27 protein-coding genes are annotated in these 21,097 nt (G+C 40.8%); 8 read left to right on the top strand and 19 right to left on the bottom strand.

Annotated features, from left to right (window positions below):
• Nucleotides 1-135: 135 nt before the first annotated feature.
• From bshC to DH10bf12_RS11500, 6 genes are all read right to left on the bottom strand, one after another.
• Nucleotides 136-1,743, bottom strand: a complete 1,608-nt coding sequence (gene bshC / locus DH10bf12_RS11525) for a bacillithiol biosynthesis cysteine-adding enzyme BshC (protein WP_471735430.1) — start codon at nt 1,741-1,743, stop codon at nt 136-138.
• Nucleotides 1,744-1,822: 79 nt separating this feature from the next.
• Entirely contained in the window at nt 1,823-2,209 is a 387-nt protein-coding gene (locus DH10bf12_RS11520) for a DUF3397 family protein (RefSeq protein WP_471735429.1), read from the bottom strand.
• The gene (locus tag DH10bf12_RS11515) at nt 2,209-3,099 is read right to left on the bottom strand and encodes a ketopantoate reductase family protein (protein ID WP_471735428.1); all 891 of its coding nucleotides are present in this window, start codon (nt 3,097-3,099) and stop codon (nt 2,209-2,211) included. Before DH10bf12_RS11515 ends, DH10bf12_RS11520 begins: the two co-directional genes overlap by 1 nt.
• 96 nt (nt 3,100-3,195) lie before the next feature.
• Nucleotides 3,196-4,734: an acyl-CoA carboxylase subunit beta gene (locus tag DH10bf12_RS11510; RefSeq protein WP_471735427.1), complete on the bottom strand. Its 1,539-nt coding sequence runs from the start codon at nt 4,732-4,734 to the stop codon at nt 3,196-3,198.
• A 24-nt stretch (nt 4,735-4,758) separates the two neighbouring features.
• Nucleotides 4,759-4,971: an acetyl-CoA carboxylase biotin carboxyl carrier protein subunit gene (locus DH10bf12_RS11505; protein WP_471735426.1), complete on the bottom strand. Its 213-nt coding sequence runs from the start codon at nt 4,969-4,971 to the stop codon at nt 4,759-4,761.
• Between the two features lie 5 nt (nt 4,972-4,976).
• A complete protein-coding gene (locus tag DH10bf12_RS11500) occupies nt 4,977-6,317 on the bottom strand; it encodes an acetyl-CoA carboxylase biotin carboxylase subunit (protein WP_471735425.1) in 1,341 nt (446 codons plus the stop codon).
• Nucleotides 6,318-6,481: 164 nt separating this feature from the next.
• On the opposite strand from DH10bf12_RS11500, the gene DH10bf12_RS11495 reads away from it, so the two are divergent.
• Nucleotides 6,482-6,958 (top strand): N-acetyltransferase, encoded by a 477-nt coding sequence (locus tag DH10bf12_RS11495; protein ID WP_471735424.1) that lies wholly within the window; start codon nt 6,482-6,484, stop codon nt 6,956-6,958.
• A 161-nt stretch (nt 6,959-7,119) separates the two neighbouring features.
• Here the strand turns inward: DH10bf12_RS11495 and DH10bf12_RS11490 are convergent, their stop codons facing one another.
• The 4 genes from DH10bf12_RS11490 to DH10bf12_RS11475 form a co-directional block, all read right to left on the bottom strand.
• A complete protein-coding gene (locus DH10bf12_RS11490; protein WP_471735423.1) occupies nt 7,120-7,704 on the bottom strand; it encodes an RsfA family transcriptional regulator in 585 nt (194 codons plus the stop codon).
• A 140-nt stretch (nt 7,705-7,844) separates the two neighbouring features.
• The gene (locus tag DH10bf12_RS11485) at nt 7,845-8,597 is read right to left on the bottom strand and encodes an enoyl-CoA hydratase/isomerase family protein (RefSeq protein WP_471735422.1); all 753 of its coding nucleotides are present in this window, start codon (nt 8,595-8,597) and stop codon (nt 7,845-7,847) included.
• Nucleotides 8,598-8,737: 140 nt separating this feature from the next.
• Nucleotides 8,738-8,911, bottom strand: coding sequence for a 50S ribosomal protein L32 (gene rpmF / locus DH10bf12_RS11480; RefSeq protein ID WP_039808711.1), 174 nt, complete (start codon nt 8,909-8,911; stop codon nt 8,738-8,740).
• A 59-nt stretch (nt 8,912-8,970) separates the two neighbouring features.
• Nucleotides 8,971-9,516: a YceD family protein gene (locus DH10bf12_RS11475; protein ID WP_471735421.1), complete on the bottom strand. Its 546-nt coding sequence runs from the start codon at nt 9,514-9,516 to the stop codon at nt 8,971-8,973.
• Between the two features lie 230 nt (nt 9,517-9,746).
• Here DH10bf12_RS11475 and DH10bf12_RS11470 point away from each other — a divergent pair, with 230 nt between their 5' ends.
• Nucleotides 9,747-10,949, top strand: coding sequence for a nucleotidyltransferase (locus DH10bf12_RS11470; protein WP_471735420.1), 1,203 nt, complete (start codon nt 9,747-9,749; stop codon nt 10,947-10,949).
• Nucleotides 10,950-10,998: 49 nt separating this feature from the next.
• On the opposite strand, the gene DH10bf12_RS11465 is transcribed toward DH10bf12_RS11470, so the two are convergent.
• Both DH10bf12_RS11465 and DH10bf12_RS11460 read right to left on the bottom strand, forming a co-directional pair.
• A complete protein-coding gene (locus DH10bf12_RS11465; RefSeq protein ID WP_471735419.1) occupies nt 10,999-12,033 on the bottom strand; it encodes a SepM family pheromone-processing serine protease in 1,035 nt (344 codons plus the stop codon).
• Complete coding sequence (locus tag DH10bf12_RS11460; protein WP_471735418.1) at nt 12,026-12,817, bottom strand: patatin-like phospholipase family protein; 792 nt, start codon at nt 12,815-12,817, stop codon at nt 12,026-12,028. Before DH10bf12_RS11460 ends, DH10bf12_RS11465 begins: the two co-directional genes overlap by 8 nt.
• 120 nt (nt 12,818-12,937) lie before the next feature.
• Between DH10bf12_RS11460 and DH10bf12_RS11455 the strand changes: the two genes are divergently transcribed.
• Nucleotides 12,938-14,026 carry a nucleoside recognition domain-containing protein gene (locus DH10bf12_RS11455; protein ID WP_471735417.1) on the top strand — a complete coding sequence of 363 codons (1,089 nt, stop codon included), beginning with the start codon at nt 12,938-12,940 and terminating at the stop codon, nt 14,024-14,026.
• Nucleotides 14,027-14,034: 8 nt separating this feature from the next.
• On the opposite strand, the gene coaD is transcribed toward DH10bf12_RS11455, so the two are convergent.
• The 3 genes from coaD to DH10bf12_RS11440 all read right to left on the bottom strand — a co-directional run bounded on the left by coaD (nt 14,035) and on the right by DH10bf12_RS11440 (nt 15,770).
• Nucleotides 14,035-14,520 (bottom strand): pantetheine-phosphate adenylyltransferase, encoded by a 486-nt coding sequence (gene coaD, locus DH10bf12_RS11450; RefSeq protein WP_471735416.1) that lies wholly within the window; start codon nt 14,518-14,520, stop codon nt 14,035-14,037.
• Nucleotides 14,510-15,079: a 16S rRNA (guanine(966)-N(2))-methyltransferase RsmD gene (gene rsmD / locus DH10bf12_RS11445; protein WP_471735415.1), complete on the bottom strand. Its 570-nt coding sequence runs from the start codon at nt 15,077-15,079 to the stop codon at nt 14,510-14,512. The genes coaD and rsmD overlap by 11 nt, the downstream gene beginning before the upstream one ends.
• Before the next feature lie 400 nt (nt 15,080-15,479).
• The gene (locus DH10bf12_RS11440) at nt 15,480-15,770 is read right to left on the bottom strand and encodes a hypothetical protein (protein WP_471735414.1); all 291 of its coding nucleotides are present in this window, start codon (nt 15,768-15,770) and stop codon (nt 15,480-15,482) included.
• A 101-nt stretch (nt 15,771-15,871) separates the two neighbouring features.
• Between DH10bf12_RS11440 and DH10bf12_RS11435 the strand changes: the two genes are divergently transcribed.
• Nucleotides 15,872-16,267 (top strand): DUF7147 family protein, encoded by a 396-nt coding sequence (locus tag DH10bf12_RS11435; protein WP_471735413.1) that lies wholly within the window; start codon nt 15,872-15,874, stop codon nt 16,265-16,267.
• 40 nt (nt 16,268-16,307) lie between these two features.
• Here the strand turns inward: DH10bf12_RS11435 and DH10bf12_RS11430 are convergent, their stop codons facing one another.
• Nucleotides 16,308-16,583 (bottom strand): YlbG family protein, encoded by a 276-nt coding sequence (locus tag DH10bf12_RS11430; protein WP_471738229.1) that lies wholly within the window; start codon nt 16,581-16,583, stop codon nt 16,308-16,310.
• Between the two features lie 79 nt (nt 16,584-16,662).
• Between DH10bf12_RS11430 and DH10bf12_RS11425 the strand changes: the two genes are divergently transcribed.
• Together DH10bf12_RS11425 and DH10bf12_RS11420 are read left to right on the top strand one after the other, a co-directional pair.
• The gene (locus tag DH10bf12_RS11425) at nt 16,663-16,977 is read left to right on the top strand and encodes a hypothetical protein (RefSeq protein WP_471735412.1); all 315 of its coding nucleotides are present in this window, start codon (nt 16,663-16,665) and stop codon (nt 16,975-16,977) included.
• A 73-nt stretch (nt 16,978-17,050) separates the two neighbouring features.
• On the top strand, nt 17,051-17,953 hold the full coding sequence (locus tag DH10bf12_RS11420) for a glycerophosphodiester phosphodiesterase (RefSeq protein WP_471735411.1): 903 nt from the start codon (nt 17,051-17,053) through the stop codon (nt 17,951-17,953).
• A 39-nt stretch (nt 17,954-17,992) separates the two neighbouring features.
• Here DH10bf12_RS11420 and DH10bf12_RS11415 read toward each other — a convergent pair whose 3' ends face one another.
• Together DH10bf12_RS11415 and ylbD are read right to left on the bottom strand one after the other, a co-directional pair.
• Complete coding sequence (locus DH10bf12_RS11415) at nt 17,993-18,439, bottom strand: YlbF/YmcA family competence regulator (protein ID WP_471735410.1); 447 nt, start codon at nt 18,437-18,439, stop codon at nt 17,993-17,995.
• A gap of 49 nt (nt 18,440-18,488) precedes the next feature.
• Nucleotides 18,489-18,815, bottom strand: a complete 327-nt coding sequence (ylbD, locus tag DH10bf12_RS11410; protein WP_471735409.1) for a spore coat protein YlbD — start codon at nt 18,813-18,815, stop codon at nt 18,489-18,491.
• Nucleotides 18,816-18,886: 71 nt separating this feature from the next.
• Here ylbD and DH10bf12_RS11405 point away from each other — a divergent pair, with 71 nt between their 5' ends.
• Nucleotides 18,887-19,360, top strand: coding sequence for a PaaI family thioesterase (locus DH10bf12_RS11405; RefSeq protein ID WP_471735408.1), 474 nt, complete (start codon nt 18,887-18,889; stop codon nt 19,358-19,360).
• A gap of 37 nt (nt 19,361-19,397) precedes the next feature.
• Here the strand turns inward: DH10bf12_RS11405 and DH10bf12_RS11400 are convergent, their stop codons facing one another.
• A complete protein-coding gene (locus tag DH10bf12_RS11400; protein WP_471735407.1) occupies nt 19,398-20,477 on the bottom strand; it encodes a CAP domain-containing protein in 1,080 nt (359 codons plus the stop codon).
• Nucleotides 20,478-20,683: 206 nt separating this feature from the next.
• Here DH10bf12_RS11400 and DH10bf12_RS11395 point away from each other — a divergent pair, with 206 nt between their 5' ends.
• Nucleotides 20,684-21,043, top strand: coding sequence for a YugN family protein (locus DH10bf12_RS11395; protein ID WP_471735406.1), 360 nt, complete (start codon nt 20,684-20,686; stop codon nt 21,041-21,043).
• Nucleotides 21,044-21,097 lie beyond the last annotated feature (54 nt).

Raw genomic sequence — 21,097 nt, 5'->3', positions numbered from 1 at the left:
TTCTAACACAACTGTAATAATAAAAAGTTCAAAGTGAATGAATTTTCTAAAAACAACTGATGATATTTATGTTTCACTTATTTCAAAATAGAAAAAGTCCGTTCAGATTTTTTCATCTGAACGGACTTTTTCTGATCAAATATAAACGATGTTATGCTGATGATTAAATGAGATTTCTGCATCAAGTAAGTCTTTGATAAAAGAATCCCCATACCGGTTCATATAATAATAAATGTTCCAGATTCTTTCCTGAGGTCCTCCTGGTCTAAGTGCATTTTCCACCCGGTCAAATTTTCTGAGCACAGTCTGGTGCTTCAGCTTAAGTGCATCATCTGATTTCATCTGCAGATAGGAAAGCTGCTTTAAATGAAAGTTCAGGTTTTTTTCTACGATCTGATTAAAGTTCGGGTCATATTTCTCAGAGAGCTGCTTAATTTCATCATATTGTCTTGTCAGCTGTTTTTCTGTTTCATCAATAACTGATTTCAGAGACTGGTCTTTTACTGCTTCCCAAAAAGCAGTTCTTTCGTTATCTGCCCCTTCTGCAATAACTTTATTGAGACTAAGATCGAGTTCTTTCGCATCCTGCTCAATGTTTCTTTCAACAATTGTATAAGTCAGTCTTGGCACAACCGGCGGCATACTGAAACCTGCTTTTTCAAAAGCGGTTTTCAGTTCAGCCCAATAAGCGATCTCCCCTGGTCCACCAATGAATGCAAGCGTTGGAATGAGCCATTCCTGCATTAATGGGCGCGTTACCACATTATTACTGAGGTTTTCAGGATGACTTTCAGCTTCATTCAATAAATCACTCATTGAATACGTACGGCCGGCTTTATCATAAAAAGCATCATCTTTATAAAAAAGAAGCTGCCTTTCCTCATCTACTCTGATAAATAGATTTGATGCGTCCCTCTCAAGTTCTATCATTGGTTTGAAACCGTCACTTTTAAGCACTTCCTGTTGAGCTAAAACTGACTGATTAATGACGGCATGCTGTTCAATCAGCTGTTTGAAAAAGGCAGATTCAAGCTTTCTTAAATTGGGATCCGCAGCATCGAGCACCAGTAAACCCGATTCCTTGAACAGGTCCATGACAAGCCATGCAAACATTTTTGAGATATTTGTATTTTCTTCAGCAGCCTGATACAGCTTCTCTCTTAAGCCGGCAGTATAATGAGTTTCACCAAATTCAGCAAGAATCTCATCAATCCAGCGCTTCATCCGAGAAGGGTCATACTGAATATCAGTAGCCATTTTTTTAGTAAGTACTCTTTCAGGGTAACCTTTCTTTTTCAGTTTCCCCTCCGCCTCTGTATAAACGTGATTAATCTCAAGAAAATCATGATCCTCTCCTGCAATCCAGAAGATCGGGATGACCTTTCTGCCAAGCTCAGCTGTTTGCTGCTCTGCAAGCTTAATGATTGAGATAACCTTATGTATTGAATAAAGCGGTCCCGTCAGTAGTCCGGCCTGCTGACCTCCGACAACTGCCACTCCGTCTTCCCTTAAAGCAGATAGAGAAACGATCGTCTGATCAGATGACGGTAAGCCATCCATATATTTTTCGATACAGGCAGTCAGCTCATTACGCATAAACGTCCGCTGGTCAAGATCTTTCAGTCTTCTGTCAAAATCCCCGCGGTATGAATAATGGAAATGTTTCATCGCCTGATTACTTTCTTTTATATATGCTGACGCAAAAGGCTGAATAGCCGGAAGGTCCATTTGTTTTACGAGCATTGTTAAAATCTCCTTTGATCCGCATTAGTCCATTGTCAGTATACCATCTGACTTTCGAAAGCCGAAAGGAAATTGCTCGTTAAACGATTGAATCGTAAATGGCAAGTACTGTCCCGGCTATGACTAATGAGATGTGCAACAGTATAAAGACTAAAAAAGACAGTCTCCACGTACTTTTAAGGATATGTGCAAAGGTAAAATCATCTTTTTTACTTCTTATGTAAAATGCTGATAAAATGCCGATTACTGCAATGATCAGACAAAGCAGCCAGAATACAGAGAGATCCCATATAAACAGAATCAAAAAGTAGACTGAGCCGATCAGGAACGGGTTTGTCGCATGTATACCGGTTGAAACTGCTGTCCTGTGCCTTGAAGATATTTTTTTTACTGTAATAAAAACAATCAGGTATATCAGGTAAGGCGCATATATCAGTATGCTGAACAGTATCGCTGCAGCCTCCACTAATTTGATCCCCTTTCAATTTGAATCGCAAGTATGCCTTGCTCTAAAAATGGGAGAATCACCGGCTTTACTTTTTTTAGCCCGGCGACCTTGATTGCATAACCCGTTAATGACTCAATCTCTGTTTTACGGCCTGCCTTAATATCCGAGAGCATTGAAGACTCATTTTCAGACGTCTTTCTGCAAAGATCCAAGATGTCATCAAAGCTGCAGTAGGCAATTTCATCAGGAAACACAGCAGCAAGCTCTTCATACAATGCCGCCATCATTTCCCTTAAGTACAGGTTTTTAGCCAGCGCACCATTTTTAACCTGAAACAGCGCCGTTAAAGGGTTGATCATCAAATTTTTAATCAACTTCACTCTTAATAGCCGCAGATAATCCTCATCATATGAAATTGGAAAATCATTGTGATGACAGGCCAAAATGGCATTTATATTTTCTCGTTGACCTTTATAAGACGCTATACGCCACCAGCCGACGCCGTTATGCTGAACTGTATAAGCGTTCAGCTTTTTAGCTCCATGTTCAACGGTGCTGACATAAATATGCTCATGAGGCAATCGTGTTAGATGTTCGAGGTGTGACATGCCATTTTGTAAAAAAATAAGTGGTGTTGATGCAGGAATTTCTGTGAGAACAGGTAAGATCGTCTCTAGATGATATTGTTTCACTGCAATTAATACCGCATCTGCCTGGTTAAATTGAGACTGTTCAAGCGGGCTTGCAGTTACTTTTTGCACTGACTGATTAACAATTCCATGCTGACCCAGTAACGCTGACTGTTCTGCTGTTCGTGTAATAATATGTATTGAATGACCGCACATGCTTAAGCGGTGAGCAAAAAGAAGACCAATCGATCCCGCTCCAATGATATGAATGTGTATCATGATCACCCCTTTTTAACTATTTTATCAAAATTAAGCATTGGAAAACGTATGTTTTTTCAAAAAAACACCGCCAGCGTTTATTCTGGCGGTAAATGTTTATACAGGGTAAACCGGATGTTTTTTAGGCGGCATAGGAATATGCTTTGTTGAATAATAATCAAAGCGGCTGATCAGTACATCTCTCAGCTCATCCGGCTCTACAATATCATCAATAATCAATTCAGATGCCAGTCTGTACAGGTCGATTTCTTCCTGATACTCCTTATGCTTTGCCTGAACAAATGCAAGTTTTTCTTTTGGGTCTTCAATCTCCTGAATTTTATTGGAGTAAACAGCATTGACTGCTGCTTCAGGCCCCATGACTGCAATTTGTGCAGATGGTAGGGCAATACAGCAATCCGGCTCAAATGCAGGGCCTGCCATAGCATAAAGGCCCGCCCCATAAGCTTTTCTGACAACAACTGAAATTTTAGGCACTGTTGCAGAGCTCATGGCAGATATCAGTTTGGCACCGTGGCGGATAATACCTGCACGCTCCACCTTTGTGCCGATCATAAAGCCCGGTACATCAGCAAGGAACAATAACGGAATATTAAAAGCGTCACAAAGCTGAATAAACTTTGCACCTTTGTCAGCTGAATCTACAAATAATACACCGCCCTTTGCCTTTGGCTGATTCGCAATGATTCCTACAGGCTTTCCGTTCATACGTGCAAATCCCGTAATCAACTCAGGCGCAAACAGTTTCTTTATCTCAAAAAAGCTGTCCTGATCGATTAATGTGTCGATTGCATCGTACATATTGAACGGTGCATTCTGGTTTTGCGGAATGAGTCCGGATAATGATTCGCTGCTCTGTTCAGATGCTGCTTCTTTTACAGGTACCTCCCCTTCAAAGTTAGATGGGAAATAGCTCAAATACTTAATTGCGTGCTGAATGGCTTCCTCTTCATTTTGAGCCAGTACATCGCCGCATCCGCTCACTGTACAGTGCATTCTAGCACCACCCATTTCTTCGAGTGTAACCTTTTCACCAATCACCTTCTCTGCCATTCTTGGCGAACCGAGATACATGGAGGCATTCCCCTCAACCATGATGACGATATCACAAAAAGCAGGAATATAGGCGCCACCTGCAGCAGAGGGACCGAATAATAAACAGATCTGCGGGATAAACCCTGACATTCTGACCTGATTATGAAAGATCCTCCCCGCCCCGCGGCGATTTGGAAACATATCAAGCTGGTCTGTAATCCTGGCGCCGGCAGAATCTACCAGGTATAAAAGCGGTACGCGGAGTTTCTCAGCTGTTTCCTGGATTCTGATAATTTTTTCAACCGTTCTCGCACCCCATGAGCCGGCTTTGATCGTAGAATCATTCGCCATAATGCACACCGGCCTGCCATCTACTAAGCCAGTTCCAGTGACAACACCATCAGCCGGCAGGTCACCAGCATTGAAATTTGCAAACATCGCATCTTCTTTAAATGATCCTTCATCAACGAGCAGATCAATTCTTGTGCGGGCAAACATTTTACCCTGCTCTTTCAGCTTTTCATGATATTTTGGCTTACCGCCTTTTTTTATCTCTTCACGGGCCTCTCTCAGCCTGCTCTGGATTGTTTCAGATTGCATGTTCAGATCTCCCTTCTAAAAGTTTTATTCAAGAATCAGAAGTGTATCTCCTTCGTTTACGAAATCTCCTGCATTTACTTTTACTTCACTTACTTTACCTGCTGTTTCTGCCTCAACCGGAATTTCCATTTTCATAGATTCAAGCATCATTACTGCCTGACCATTTTCAATATCATCACCTGTATTTACGAGTACCTGCAGCACTGTTCCTGCCATTGTTGAAGTAATTTGTGTCATTTTCATCATTCTCCTTTTATATTCATTAAAGTTTGAGTGTGGTATTTCCCGTCCATGAATTCAGCTGAATCCAGGACAATTTTATGAAGTGGTATATTGGTCTTTACACCCTCTACATGTACTGAATCAAATGCCTGTCTTGCCACCTGAATACAGGACTGTCTTGAATCAGCCGTTATAATAAATTTAGCGATCATTGGATCATAATATGGTGTTACTTTGTTCTCAGCCTCATACCCGATATCAACCCTGATTCCTTCCCCTTCAGGAAATTGAACTTCTTTCAATGTTCCAGGAGAGGGATAAAAAGTTTTCGGATCTTCCGCGTAGATTCTGAACTCGATTGAGTGTCCGGACAACTGGATCTCTTCCTGCGTTTTTACAGGCAGTTCTTCGTTAAATGCAGTTTTAATCTGCCACTCAACCAGGTCAAAACCCGTTATCTGCTCAGTAACGGGATGCTCTACCTGCAGTCTGGTATTCATTTCAAGAAAATATGGATTTTCATCGGTGTCTAAAATACATTCAATTGTCCCTGCATTTTGATAGCCTACTGCTTTTGCTGCCTGAACAGCTAAATGGTACAGCTTATTTTTAGCCGGTCCAGAAAGCGATGGAGATGGAGACTCTTCAATGACTTTTTGATTTCTTCTCTGGATCGAGCAGTTCCGTTCAAACAGGTGGAATACCTCACCGAATGAGTTTCCAAAAATCTGCACTTCAATATGCCTTGCTTTGGCAATATATTTTTCAATAAATAATTTTCCTGACCCAAAGTAGGTCTGAGAGCGTTTGATCGTCGGTTCAAAATGCTGAGTGAGCGCTTGTTCATTTTCACACAGTACCATTCCTACACCGCCACCGCCGCTGCTCGCCTTTAACATAACGGGATAGCCGATTTTCGCAGCTTCTCTGTGAGCTTCCTCGAGTGTCATGTCTTCACTCTCATAACCCGGCACAACAGGAACGCCTGCATCAACCATTGTTTTTCTGGCTTCTATTTTGTCTCCCATTTTCCGCATCACTGAAGATGCTGGTCCAATAAAGATAAAGCCTTCTTTCTCTACACGCTCTGCAAAGTCAGCGTTCTCTGACAGGAGACCGTATCCCGGGTGAATCGCATCTACGCTTTCTTCAGAAGCAATCTCAAGGAGCCGGTCAATATGTAAGTAGGACTGCGCTACAGGTGGCGGACCAATTAGCTTGGCTGTGTCCGCTTCTTTCACATAAGGCAGGTCCTGATCAGCTTCAGAATACACTGCGACTGTTTTGATATTCATTTTTTTACACGTTTTAATGATACGGAGGGCAATTTCCCCGCGATTTGCTATGAGTATTTTTCTCACAAAAATCCCCCTTCTTCAAAATATACTTTCCATCCCCACCTTCTATTGTAAACGCTTTCTAAGTAAATGTGCAGAATTTTTTGACCTGTTGCGCTATAATATATGTAAATACCGATTAAAGCGGTTACAAAAGAAAGCCATTATACAAACAGGGAGTGTCCGGAATGTCTTTTAAAGTGGAGAATTTAAAAATTAATTACAAAACTCTTGAAGAGTTTAATAAGTTTCGGGAAGTTGGCGTACAGGAGCTGTCAATGAAAGAAGAGCTCGAAACAAATATGGTTGAAAACGACAGTGATTCACCTTTTTACGGGATCTACTTAGGAAACAAGCTTGTCGCACGAATGAATCTGTATAAAAGAGATGCAAGATTTGATCAGTATTTTGAGCCGCCTCAGAACTACCTTGAGCTATGGAAAGTAGAAGTCCTGCCAGGTTATCAGAAAAAAGGCTACGGTCAGGCAATGGTAGAGTTCGCCAAAGGTTTCGGACTGCCAATTAAAACGAATCCGAGAGTCAATTCTACTGAGTTCTGGGAGAAGATGGGCTTTGAACGTGTAACGTATGATCTGGAAAGAGATTTAGGAGAGAATCCAATGGCCTGGTATCCGGAAGGTGTTACCGAACAGGTACATGAGTAATTGAATCACTTTTGGTGCAAATTCAACAATTGATATTTTAAACAAGACTAATATCAAACGATTGGTGCAGAGAAGCTCATACCGGCGAGTCTGTGAAGTTTCCACCTGAAGGACAGTAAAACGGTTAAAGAGGCTGGAGTAAAACCCAGCCTCTTTATTTGTTAAAACTGATCCGTCGATTCATTCACGGCTTTTTTATCCATTCTGAAAAGGTTGCCATTCGGTTCCATTTTAAAGACGCTTGAAGAACGGTCATGGTCATCTGTTCCAAGCTTTCTCGCTTTTTCAATTAAATATAATAGTGCATGGTAGTCTTCTTTTAACTCTGTAATCTGCTCTTTTAAAAACTGATTATCTCTTTCCAGACGTTCCCGTTCTTTTTCTGCATCCTCAGCTTTTTGCATCATATCAACTGCCGGCTGGTTTTGTTCAAGTCTTGAAATCCAGTGATTCATCTTCTGAATCAGCTGTTCAGCATTCCAGTCACTCACTTTTTCAACAGACTTTTTTTCTTCTTCTCTTCTTTTCGCATACCTCAACCGTTTCGCTTCAGAAATCTGCTTCTGGCATTCTTTCCTTAAAGATGAATTCCAGCGAAATCCGCATGCTGCCGGTGTTCTGTTAAGCTCAAGCGCTACTTCTTCAAATGCATTCAGCTGTGTACTGCCCTGTTCGATGTGGGTTAACACTTTTTCTTTTAATAACTGATCTTCACGCGATGTCCAGCCATCCTGTCTTAATGTCATACTGACTCCCCCAGTCCATATAGTAAACTTTTAACCTGCAGTTTCTGAATCTATTGATATCTTATGCATGAACATAAAAAAATAGACATAAAAAATACGATAATCGTATTTTTTATGTCTATTTTTTTATTCCAGTCAATTTATTTATTTAAAAACCTGCCTACTGCTTCATGATGGTCTTCTGATTCCCATAAAACAGAACACTCATACATTTCACTTTCCATCCGCTCTTTAAGATCACTTGCAATCCATTTTCTTGTGAGCATTTTTTTATAAGCTGATAACACTGGTCCTGTCTTTTTAATCACAGGTTCAAATAGTTCAATTAGTTCGTCAGCAGACTCTGCGTTTAGCAGCTGATCAATAAATCCTAATTCACATAATGTATCAGCAGTGAGAATATTCGCTTCCGTTAATATACGGAAAGCCTGGTTTGCCGGAAGTCGTTCATAAAGCAGTGTCCCGCCTCCCCAGCCAGTTGTAATGGCGAGGTTTCCCTGTACAAATCCCATCTTAACTCCGGGACGTGCAAATCTGTAATCACAGGCTGAAGCAATTTCGCAGCCTCCGCCAACAGCCGCGCCATTGATGAATGCAACAGTGACTTTATCAAGTATTGCCAGCCTGTATAAAATACCACCCATCCTCGACAGCATGCTGTAGGATTCTGCCTGAGTTTTTAAGCTGTGGAATTCCTGAAGGTCCCCACCGGCACAAAAGGCCTGTGTGCCTTCTCCTGTAATCATTAAAATTTTTATACTGTCATCATGTTCAGCTTTTGTGACTGCTTCGTCCAGCCCATCCATTACTTCATAGTTAACTGCATTTCTGCGATCGGGTCTGGTGATTGTAAAAACTAGTACGTTATTTTTTTTGTGTATTTGATACCCCATACATAACAGTCCCCTTTTCCCTTAAGTCTGCAAATAATTGTAACATGAGATTTTAAGGAGCTGAATGATTTACTTACATTTCTGGACAAAAAAACCTGCAAAGGGCCATGGTCCCTGTTGCAGGTTTTCAGCAGAAGACATTATTTGCCTACTACTTCTTTGCCTTTATAAGTTCCGCACGCTTTACACACGCGGTGAGAAAGCTTCATTTCTCCACAGTTAGAGCACTCTACCATACCTGGTACAGATAACTTGAAATGCGTACGACGCTTTCTTTTAGCGGTCTTCGATGTTCTTCTAAATGGTACTGCCATGTTTCCCACCTCCTTAAAGAGAGTGATTGTAAAATGAACCAGAGGTCCAGTTTTTACGTTTATTTTTTTTCGTCGAAAAATTTCGCAAGATCAGCAAGCCTTGGATCTGCGGCAGGTTCTTCCTGCTGCTCCTCTATTCTTGCTTCTTCAAGTTCCTCTTCTGATAACACTTCCCAGCCGTTTCCGCTGTCCATACCTTCTTCTTCAAGCGCTTTATCGCTAAAGACCTGAAGTGGTACCTGAAGCAGCAGGATCTCTTCGATTACCGGTCGGAGGTTAACAACCTCACCATCCGGCTCATGTACTTCTTCATTTAATTCCTCATCTATATAAGATGAATTCAAAATAAAAGTTTCCACAGTATCAAGAGAAACCGGGTACTTAACATCTGCAAGTGTTCTCGCACATGGTAAAGTCAGTGTTGTTTCAATATGAAGGTGAAACGTAATCTTTGAAGAGCTGATATCACCGCGTCCAGTGACTCTTACAGGTTCTACCTGTCTGATATCACGGTGCCGTTCTGTCAGTTCATTCATTTCTGCCGTTTCATCGATCTTGAAGTCCTCATTGCGATATTTCTGCAGCTGAATGATTGACCATTTCATTTGTCATCACCTCAAGGCACAAAGTAGATTATATTCCCTGTATAAAGGAATGTCAAGATTTTTTCTTTACAACTAAAAGTACTGACCTGAAAGTATTTACGCTTTAGGCTGCACAATAAAAGACCGGTTACTATCTCCGGTCTAAACTACACCCTATTATAACGTAAATGAGTTAAAATATAAAGGGATTGTTCATTTTACGAAACGATTTTATTGAAGGAGTGAGATAAATGAGGGCTTGTGGAGTTGTAGTTGAATATAACCCTTTTCACAACGGTCACCATCTCCATGCCGTACAATCACGAAAAGTGACTGATTGTGACGTAGTCATTGCTGTGATGAGCGGGAATTTTCTTCAAAGAGGTGAGCCTGCACTCTGTCCGAAACAGGACCGTGCTGAAATGGCACTGCGCTCAGGTGTTGATATCGTTTTTGAGCTGCCATACCATTTTGCTGTTCAACATGCTTCTATTTTTGCAGAAGGTGCTGTGAAATGTCTTGATGCCGCGGGGTGCGATTCAATCTGTTTTGGAAGCGAAAATGGAAGAATCGAACCATTTATTCATCAGTTAAACCTTGAAAACAAACATCAGGAAGACTTACAGTATACGATTCGTGAACAGATGAAGCTCGGTAAAAGTTATCCTGCAGCAGCGGCTGAAAGTTATAGATTATTATTTAGCCACTCATCTGAACTTGATCTGGCCAGGCCAAATAACATGCTTGGTTATCAATACATAACTGCGGTACACCGGTATTCGAATATGAAGCCTTATACGATTAAAAGAACTTCTTCAGATTACCATGATGAATCACTGCACAAATCTTTCATTTCAAGCGCTACTTCTATCAGAAAAAAGATTTTTCAAGATGGACTGCAAGAAATTGTCCGGCATGTGCCTCATTCATCATATACCGTGATGGAAGATTTCACTGAAGACGGCCAGTTTCTAAACTGGAATCACTTCTGGCCATATCTGCAGCATATGCTGGTGACCTCATCCCCATCAACCCTTAAAGCCTATTATGAGGTGGAGGAAGGTATTGAGTACAGGTTAATCGATGCCGCTATGAGAAGTACATGCTTTGAATCTTTTATGCAGGCGGTAAAAACAAAAAGATATACCTGGACCAGAATCCAGAGAATGCTTACACATCTGATCACTAAAACAACGAAGGAAGAAATTCAGCAAAATACTCAGCCAGCGTATTTAAGAATGCTTGGTATGACGGCAAAAGGGAAAGAATATCTTAATAAATATAAAAAGGATTTTACGCTCCCGGTTATCAGCAATCTGAACCAGCAGCACCAGGATCTGTGTGCGATTGATATCAGAGCTTCGAAAACGTATGCTATGGGCTTTTCTGACCCTGCTAAACGTAAAATAATGCTTACAAGGGATTTTACTGCTCCCCCGGTGATCATAAAATAAGTAGTCCTTATAAAGAAGAGCCTGAGACTTTTGTCTCAGGCTCTTTGTGTTATAACGAATTCAAATATTCAAGCGCATCTTCAAACTCTCTTACTGGAACGATCTCCATATCAGTTCCAATATTTTCAGCAGTCTGTAAAGCCGCTTCATAATTTGTCTGAAGGTCAGGGTTATCATTCAGCACATCTTCAGGCAGTTCATCGTCCGGTGCAAAGAATATTTCAATTCCCTGTCTATCCGCTGCCACTACCTTCTGTTCAATGCCGCCAATTCTTCCTACAATGCCTTCTGAAGAGATCGTGCCTGTTCCGGCGACCAGCTTTCCTGATGTCAGGTCTTCTTCTACCAGCTGATCGTATATCTCAAGTGCGTACATCAGTCCGGCTGAGGGACCTCCGATGCCTCCTGAGTCAATATTAACTGCCGGATCTGTTTCGAGATCAATATCATCAACAAGGGAAATCCCCATTCCTACCTGGTTATTATTCTGAGGGAATGTCTCGAGTGTAATGTCATCTGATCTTTCTACTCCATCTCTTTCATAGACAATCGTCACTGCGTCTCCAGCTTCCTTTTCAGATACATACTCAATAAATTGCTCTGATGATTCCAATGCAGTCTCATCTACCTGTGTGATCCTGTCACCAGCCTGTAAAATATCCTCTGCCGGCATACCCGGAAATACATTAAGAATATAAATGCCATTATAAAGGTATTCAAACTCTGCTCCGGCTTCACGGAATGCCACTTCAATTGCATGAGCTGCTGAGTTATCCATCAGATATAGCTGCCTGACTGAATACTCATCCTCACTTTCATGCGGGTTTCTGACCTCTTCTACTCGGTAAATTTCCTGATAATCGCTAAAATATGCCCATGCATAGGCAAATACGTTTGCCTGTACCTGTGAAACAGTCATTAAAGAGAAATCTCCTTCACTGTCAGTCCCATCTGTCACCTCAACGATATCATCAAGCGCAAAGGCGCTGCCCGGCTTTTGTATATAATAAGGCAGCGAATAAAAGCTGAGAAACACTGAAACGAGCATAATAATGGTCAGTGTCAGCATCGTTTTTTTATTCATGTTTGTGAAGCTCCTTCCAGTGTTCAATTTCCTCGAATATTCTTGGTAAAGCCGCTTCAGCAGCCTCTTCACCTAGGTGTATAATTTCTTTAGCATATTGAAAGGATTTACTGCTGAACTTTTCAACGCGTGGAGAAATTAACACATCTGCTCCCGTCATTTTTAGCTGCACAATTTCGGTTTGCAGGATATCAATACTCTGAATAATTACATCATAAATCGTTGTAATTTCAGCATTTTTCTTTACCTGGGAAACGTCCACACCAATCACAATGTCTGCTCCCATTTCTTTTGCTACAGAAGCAGGCACCCTGTCAATGACCCCGCCATCAACGAGTAATTTGCCGTCAATCTTCTCCGGAACAAAAATGCCAGGTATCGCTGTACTTGCTCTCACTGCACGGTCAACCGGACCGCTTGTGAAAATCACTTTTTCAGCTTTAATCAGATCAGTCGCTATAATCGAGAGCGGTATATTTAACTCTTCTATATTTTTATGATGCGTAAACAATCTGATGAACTGCCTGAATTTTTCTCCTGAGATAAACCCCATTTTTGGAACTGTCAGATCCATAAAATATTTACTTCTGAATGTCTCTGCGACTCTTTCCATATCAGCAACAGATTGTCCTGCACTATATAATGCCCCGACTAAAGAACCCATACTACTGCCCGAGATATAATCAATTGAGATATTTTCGCGCTCCAGCACCTTTAAAACGCCAAGATGAGCAAATCCCCTTGAACCGCCCGATCCAAGTGCAAGACCTATTTTCGGATTCATCTAAACCACCCCTAACCAGCAGTTCTAATCAGTCTGCAACCTCATACAATTCTCTTACAGTTAATTTTAGCACTGCTGAACTTTAAAAAGAACTAATCACACTGCAATGGAGCCGATTTAATGAAATTTAAAGAGCATATTGTGTCATTTATGTTTTTACTGTTTTTTATATTTATGCTCTCCTCACCAACATCGACAATTGAAGCTGCCTTAACTGGCATGACATTATTTGCTGATATTATCTTCCCTTCACTTTTCCCATTCTTTGTATTAACTGCTATGCTACCCGCTATACCATGGGTTAATCTGTTAGCCCGATTATTTGGACCAGTTATGAAACCATTATTTAATGTTTCAGGTCAGGGGGCACTTGTTTTCATTGCCGGGTCTTTATCAGGATTTCCAATTGGTGCAAAAATGACTGCTGATTTACTTAAAAATCATAAAATCAGTATAACAGATGCGAGGCGTCTGATTTGTTATACAAATGGCGCAAGCCCCATGTTTATCATTGGTGCAGTTGCGGGTGGACTGATGAATCAGCCTACATTAGGAATCATTCTGTTTTTGTGTCATCTATGTGGAAATGTGATCATTGGAATTGCAGCCGGGAGACTGATAAAAGGGCCCTCATTAGAAAGGAACCCACCTGACCAGTCAAAGGCTGATTATCTCTCTCTGTTCAGAGAATCCGTCACAGTGTCAGTCAAACAGCTGATTATCATTGGCGGATTGATTACTTTTTTTTCAGTATGTATAGAATTACTTGAACAACTTCTAAGCTCTTTTTCAGATCGACTTAAAGCTGAGCAGATGGAGGTTTTAATCGCTGGTGTCATGGAGCTCTCTAACGGAGTTGAGGCAGCGGTTCGTTTTTCAGACCCCTACACAGCATCTGTCATTGTTCTTGCGATGGTGTCTTTTAGTGGTTTATGTATACATATGCAGGTCATCACTTTTATTGATCAGCTGCCGATTACTTATCGATCCTATTTAGTTTCAAGGCTCTTTCATATGATCATTTCACCGGTTATTTTTATGATCCATCAACTTTTCTTTCCTTTCAAAGCAGACAAACTTCCTGCAGCGGATGTCATGGCGCCTGTTGATATAGGGATTAATTTTTCACAAATCTTGACCGTAATCGTGTTGTTCATATGCGCCGTGATATTAATACAATTTCGATACAAAGAAAAGCCCCGGTATTAGCCAGGGCTTTATTTCATCAGATATTTTTGTTTCAATGCTTCTTCTACTTCCGGCGGTACAAGCTCTGAAATATTTCCACCGTAACGTGCCACTTCTTTTACAATGCTTGAGCTTAAGAATGAGTACTGATTATTAGTCATGATAAAAAAGGTTTCAAGATCGTTATGTAACACTCTGTTCATGGATGTGATCTGCATTTCATATTCAAAATCGGATACTGCACGTAAGCCGCGGATGATAACATTAGCCCCGACTTCTCTTGCATAATCTACCAGTAACCCCTGATAAGAGTCCACTTTAATATTTGGAATATCCTTAGTGACTGATCTGATCAGATCCATTCTCTCTTCAACTGAAAACGCAGGCTTTTTTGAAGAATTATTTAGTACAACTATATGTAATTCATCAAAATTTTTCGCCCCGCGTGAAATAATATCTAAATGTCCAAGTGTAATCGGGTCAAAGCTGCCCGGACATACTGCTTTACGCTTCATGAATTTCTTCCTCTCTTTTATAAATCGAAATACCTGTAGTACCATAAAGTTCGTGCTTAACAAGAACAAGCGCGCCTGCTGATTCAGGTACTTTAGTGTTTGCATCGTGCTCACACATGACAACCCCGGTAGCACTCAGCAACTGATGTTCATCTATAAATGCCAGGTATAGTTCCAGCTGTTTATTTTTATAAGGAGGATCTAAAAAGATGCACTCAAACTGCAGCTCTCTTTTCGCAACCGCTTTCAAAGCTCTCTCTGCATCATTTCGGTATAACTCCGAGTGATCTTCATACGAACATTTCTGTATGTTTGCTTGAATTGTCTGAAATGCTTTGCGGTCTTTATCCACAAAAATCATATGATCGAGACCCCTGCTTAACGCTTCAAGTCCAAGGTTTCCGCTGCCGGCAAATAAATCCAATCCGTTACCGCCAGTAAAGTATGGACCAATCATATTAAAAATAGCCTCTTTTACTTTGTCAGTCGTTGGTCTTGTATTTGTGCCGGGTACTGCCTGCAGGTGAATTCCTCTTTTATCCCCTGAAATAATTCTCATATTCTCACCACAATCTCTCATGTCAATTTGTCAATTTCTGATAAGGTGTGACACTTTTCGTACCTATGCTACCATAATTGACTGTGAACCGCCATGAGATACGTTGTTTTTTCAAAAGGCTTTATTAAAGTCAGGTGATGATTGCTGAGTGAGGCAGACGCTTTCTGCAGCCGTGCGTTGAGCCAGCAGGCTTCTGCCATGCCTCACACGTCCCTTCCTGACGAAGAGAATCCTGCAGCGAGAATCATCAGCTTAGCAGTACCAGACATAACCTAACCTATAACTTAGCTTTCCAAAAAAGGAAGAGCATGAGACATAATAGTCTCATGCTCTTTGAATGCTTCACTCTTATTCAAACAGGGTACCTTATAGTCTTTTAAATTAAAATGTAATACATAACTTATCCTGAATCAGGCAGGTCAGCTGCGAAGTCTTCTACTCCCATTTCGTGAATAATCTGATCAAGGTCAGGCAGGTTTTCATTTTCAGCTAATGTCTCTTTGAGCTCCTGCAGTGACATCTCATTCATTTCATCTGCCCTGGCAAGCTCAATGAATCCATAAGTCACTAACGCTGTGACAATCGCTGTCACGAGCCATCCTTCGTCATTCATTTTTGTTTCGTTTTTACTGCCAGGAAGAAAATAAATGATGACCAGTAATAGTACAATTACAATTGCTGCAATATGCATAGCGATCACCCCGGTTTTATATTCTTTTACTGAAAGCATATTTCTGAAACATATGATACATTAAGGGCTGGTGATTAAATTAAATAAAGCAGGTGAAATGGATGATTCAACGTTTTATTGAACTTGGTGAAGGTTACGCTGATGTATATGAATTACTTGATTTAATTAAATATAATAAGGATCGTGCAATGAGGCTTGCGGTATTCCATACAAAGATGAGTGATAAGAAGCTTGTCTCTCCGGCGCTGATTATGAAAAAAACTGAAATGGGCAATTTTCAGGCAATCTATATTTCCACTGAAGGCATTCCGGATCTTGAAAAGCCTTCTGAACGACTAAGATTAATTGAAGCAGCTGCTGAACAGGCAGGTATTCCAATCGTTCATCTGGAGGTACAACCCTCAGTCGCATTCGGCGAAAAAGAGCTGTATTTTCAACACTTGGTCGGCATCTTAAGGATGAACCATTACATCGCACCACTTTCATCATCTTATTAAGACACAAAAAGGCGGAGCTTATGCCCGCCTTTTTTAATTGTCAAAGACCCATTTTGTAATCGTACTCTTTAGCTTTATCCGGTCTTGCATTCTCATATTCTGTTTTAATCATTGGTCTCAGTGACACATCAACTTTCTTTACGTATGAGTAATTTGAGAGCTTTTCTGTTAATTTTTCAATTTCACTCTGATTGCAGTATAATAATACATACTTCATTTTCCTTGATACGTAATGCACGTTCCCAAAGCGCCTTAGCGTTTTCGCGTGCTTTAAGCTGTGCAGCCATACGATTAATCCTTGACGCTCTGTCAGCATAGTCATTACCTCACTCGTTATTCTTACACAAAATTGTAGCATATAGTATGCCTTTCCGGCAACGAAAGGAAGCGCTTATATGGATGTGAATGAAATTTGGCAGCGGTTTATCTCTCTTTTAAGTGAAGAACCCGGAATTGTAAATGCTAAATGGAGAAAATCTGCCGGGATTCCATTTTTGTATATTCAAACTTTGCAAGCAGACCGGCAGGAAATCGAACAAAAAATAAAACGTTGTGCAGTCCGGGCAATGCGAGGTAAACGTCTGAATGCCGAAACAATTTTTGTGAGAGCATTGGATGGTGAATGGGTTTACAGGCACCGCTTTTATGTTCCTCAGGAAAAAATGTTCTGCTGTGGCAACCTCTGCAATGATTGTATCCGTTTCAGGTGAGCTAATGTTTGTGAACCAAACGCCTGCGTGCTAACATTAAAATGTGAAATATTTGTATAAGGGAGGATTCTTAATGGGAAAGAAGACTAATATCGGACTTGCTCTTGCTGCTTCTGGTGCAGCGATCTGGGCAGGTACCAAAATGACATCAAAACCGGCTAAAAGACAAACTAAAACGTTTTTTGAAGGTGAAAAACCAAGAGTATTTGCTCATAGAGGCGGTGCGGCATTAGCACCAGAAAGCTCACTTGCAGCATTCAAGCAGGCTGCTGAACTCGGTGTGAACGGATTTGAAGTTGATATCCGTATGACAAAAGATGAAGAATTGGTCATTTTCCATGATCAGTTTATCGATCGCACTACAAACGGTGCCGGCAGAGTAGCTGATTATACGCTTGCTGAACTGAAAGAATTTGATCTTGGCTATCATTTCAGAGACCTTCAGGGTGAACAGACATACAGAGATAAAGGCGAAGTCGTGCTTAGTCTGAAAGAAGCATTTGAAGTGTTCCCTGACATGCTGTTTAATATTGATATGAAAGAAGATCCGGATACTTATGAAGGAAGTCTGATGCCTTCAAAATTATGGCGTCTGATTGAGAAGGTTGGCGTTCAGGACAGAGTGCTTGTTACAAGCTTTTATGATGAGCAGATTGACCGCTTCTCTCTTTATTCCCAGGACCGTGTAGCAATCGGTGCCGGTGAAAGTGAAGCAAGAAAAGCATTCTCATTATATCGCAGTGGCTTTGGGCATTTATATCACCCAAATACTGATGCGATTCAGATCCCGACTAAACATAAATCAATTCCCCTTGATTCAAAAGGGTTTATTGAATTTTTAACTTCCCTGAACATCCAGGTTGAGTATTGGACTGTTAATGATGTTGAAACAATGGACCGTCTGATTGGCCTTGGTGCAGATGGCATTATTACCGACCGCCCTGACATCGCAATGCAATTACTGAAAAATGATTAAAAAAATGACGGAATGCTTAATCGCATTCCGTCATTTTTATTACGCTGAGCATGAGCAGCCCCCGCCTGAACCACAGCCTCCGCTGCAGCCGGATTGAGAATCAAAAAATGGGTTCCCGGTAGGAATCTTCACGTTTTCAGATACTGCATGGCCAATCAGCGCACTTACCTCATCGAGTAACTGCTGTAACTCATTTTCAGCCACTCTGAACTGTGCAACGTTCGGGTCCATATCCATATCCCGTTTTGTCTCACGGATTTCCTTCATGACTCTGCTGTAATCGGGATGATATCTGCCGAAGCGCTGAACTTCTTCGTATAATTCCTTCAGTGCATTAAACTTATATATTTTATCCATCGACGTGGTGGACGATTTTAAAGTGCGGTACTTCTCGTAATAATTTTCTAATGTTTCTGAGTGCAGGATCACTTCAGACAGCTCATCTGACGCATCAAGCAGCTGGATTCTTTCCATTGTCGCTAACATATTCGCACCTCCACTTTTATCATAACATGAAATACAGTAAATGAATCCCTTATTGTTTCCACTGTTTCATTAAAATATCATCTTCCTGATCTTTTTCACGATTAAAATGATTCAGCATTTCCTGAAAAAAATCCAGTCCTGACTGAAGCTTTTTTGAGTATTCTTCAATCTGTGATGGATCAAAATGCTGTATTTTTTCTTTTACACTTGAAAAGAGCTGTTCAAATTCAATACCGGGAGCTTTATCATCTCCCAACAACAGCCATTCCTCATATAATCCCTGCCACGAGTTTTCCTGCCTCCTGACTTGCTTTACAAGATCGGGATGTTTTTTTAAATAAAGCTTAAATGCCTCTAAGCGCTCGTTGTTACTCATACGACTCCCCCTCTTCATGTTCATCTTATATTTTATGGTAAAATGAATTGAATGGTTAAAGGGGGCAGACGATGAACACACTTAATCAACTGCGTATTGATCAGTTAAATGATGATGAAAAAAGTATTATTGAACAGGTATTAAAAGGCTTTGAAACAAAAAGACAGGGGCTCGCCACTTCTTATGTAAGTGCAATGTATGCAATGGAGCATCTTTATGATGGAGAAGTATTAACCATTACGATGCCTGTTACACCGATTGTACACAATTCACTTGGCATCATGCATGGTGGTATTACAGCCACTGCAATTGATACTGCAATGGGCACGCTTGCCAATAAAATTGCCCCTCCCACTAAAGCTGCTGTCACAAGCCAGCTTAATCTGCATTATACTGCTCCTATTCAGGAAGGTACGATACAGGCTTTCGCCAAAGTCATTCATCACGGGAGCAAGAGTATGGTGATTGAAGGATGGGTTGAAACTGCAGAAGGTAAAAGAGCCGCGCATGCAACTGGTTCATTTTTTATGATTGACCGAAAATAGATGAAAGGGTGAGACAATTGAGTCTCACCCTTTCATATTATTCACTCTGCATTGATAAATCGTCTTCTTCATCCAGAACATCCGGTTCATCAAATTGAACGAAGTCCTGAGTATAATAGCTGCCGTACACACCAGAACCGGTATGAGTAAATGTATCATCCAGCATTGTACTGCGGTGACTTTCTGAATTCAGCCACCCATGCACCACTGCAGGTGTAAGATAATACTGTGAGGCTGTATTTTCAGCTGCTGACTTATAATTCCTGTCCAGTATATCCAGGCGGTCTGATAAACCTGACGATTCCTCAGATGACTCTGATGACAACTGTTCGCGCGTCTGACTTAAATCTCTCGCAGCCTCTGCCAATTGATCATCCCAGATCAGTTCATTCAGCCCGTTTTTCCCCCTGATAAAATTTACAATATCAAACATTTGACGCTCATTTGCTTTATTCACTTCATCAAGAATGAGCTGATCCTGATCTGCAAGCGGTCCACCTTCAACTGAACCTTCATAAGGCTGCTGATCAAGCAGTGTCTCTTTATCCAGATAATATACACCCATCAGACTGTTAGAAACTGTATCAATCATCAGCTGTGCGTAGATATTTTCAAATTGAACAAGAAGCCGTGTATGAAGGTCCTGTTCACTTAATTCAAGCTGATATACCCTGCCATCATCTTCTACGATAATTTCACTGTTGATCATTGTGAACTGGTAAATTTCCTGAACAGACTGACCTGAGAAATAAGGCGTGCTGTCATAAGCATCTCCCATCACAAATAACGCTTTAACTTCATCGTTTTTCACTGCTGCCTGCATATAACCACTTTCCACCTTATAAATTAACCAGGTCAGTCCATTTCTGCCAGGATCCATTCTTTCAGGCTCACCATATTCCGAGGTTAAGCTCTCTACACCTTTACCAATATAAACAGAAACACCTGATTTAGGTCTTGTCAGGCCCTCTGAGGCGGGGATTTCAGCATTTTCATTGGAATCTACATTAAACGGTTCGTTCTCAAGCTCTTCATTCTCCTGAAAAGTAGGACCATTGTAAAAGCCAATGAGGAATATGACTAATATGACTACGCCTATTCTGATCATTGCCTTCATCTGTGTCCCCCCTTTTTATCTCTTATCTATATTATACATAGGATCAGGTGATAATAATAGCAAGAGACCGTATATCAACTGTCATGCTTTTGCCACAAATATCACGAAATTAATGAATGACATAATTGCAACTTCTTACTGTTTCGACTATTATTAAGCATGAGACGACTTATTATTAAAACTGGTTTACAGGAGGAGATTTTCAAATGCGCTTTGAAAATACTGGATTAGAATCTTTATTAATCGAATTTGATCCTTTAGAAGATGTAATGAATGAACATGGCATGATCCGTGCAGGCCAATGGGACTGGGAACGTGTTACATATGACAGAAAGTTCGAGATCAGAGAAGGTACTTTCTACCTTCGTATTTTCGGATACACTGAAAAAGGAGATATCGGCTCAAGTGATGCTGATGTAAAGCTGCTTACACCACTGCTTGGTAAACATTATTACCCGCATGGTGTTGAATATGGTGAAGGTGAAGAATTTCCTGAACACCTTGTACAAACGTGTGAAAAAATCTTAATTGCCATTTATGAGGATCTTGCAAAGATCGCCATCTAATGGGCAGGAGCCATGGTATAATGGCTCTTTATTTTTATATATAGCTGCTATTTT

It is taken from the genome of Jeotgalibacillus sp. 10bf12, from assembly GCF_055597105.1.
The sequence above is the reverse complement of the archived record's forward strand: the minus strand, read 5'-3'. Positions and strand labels throughout refer to the sequence as shown.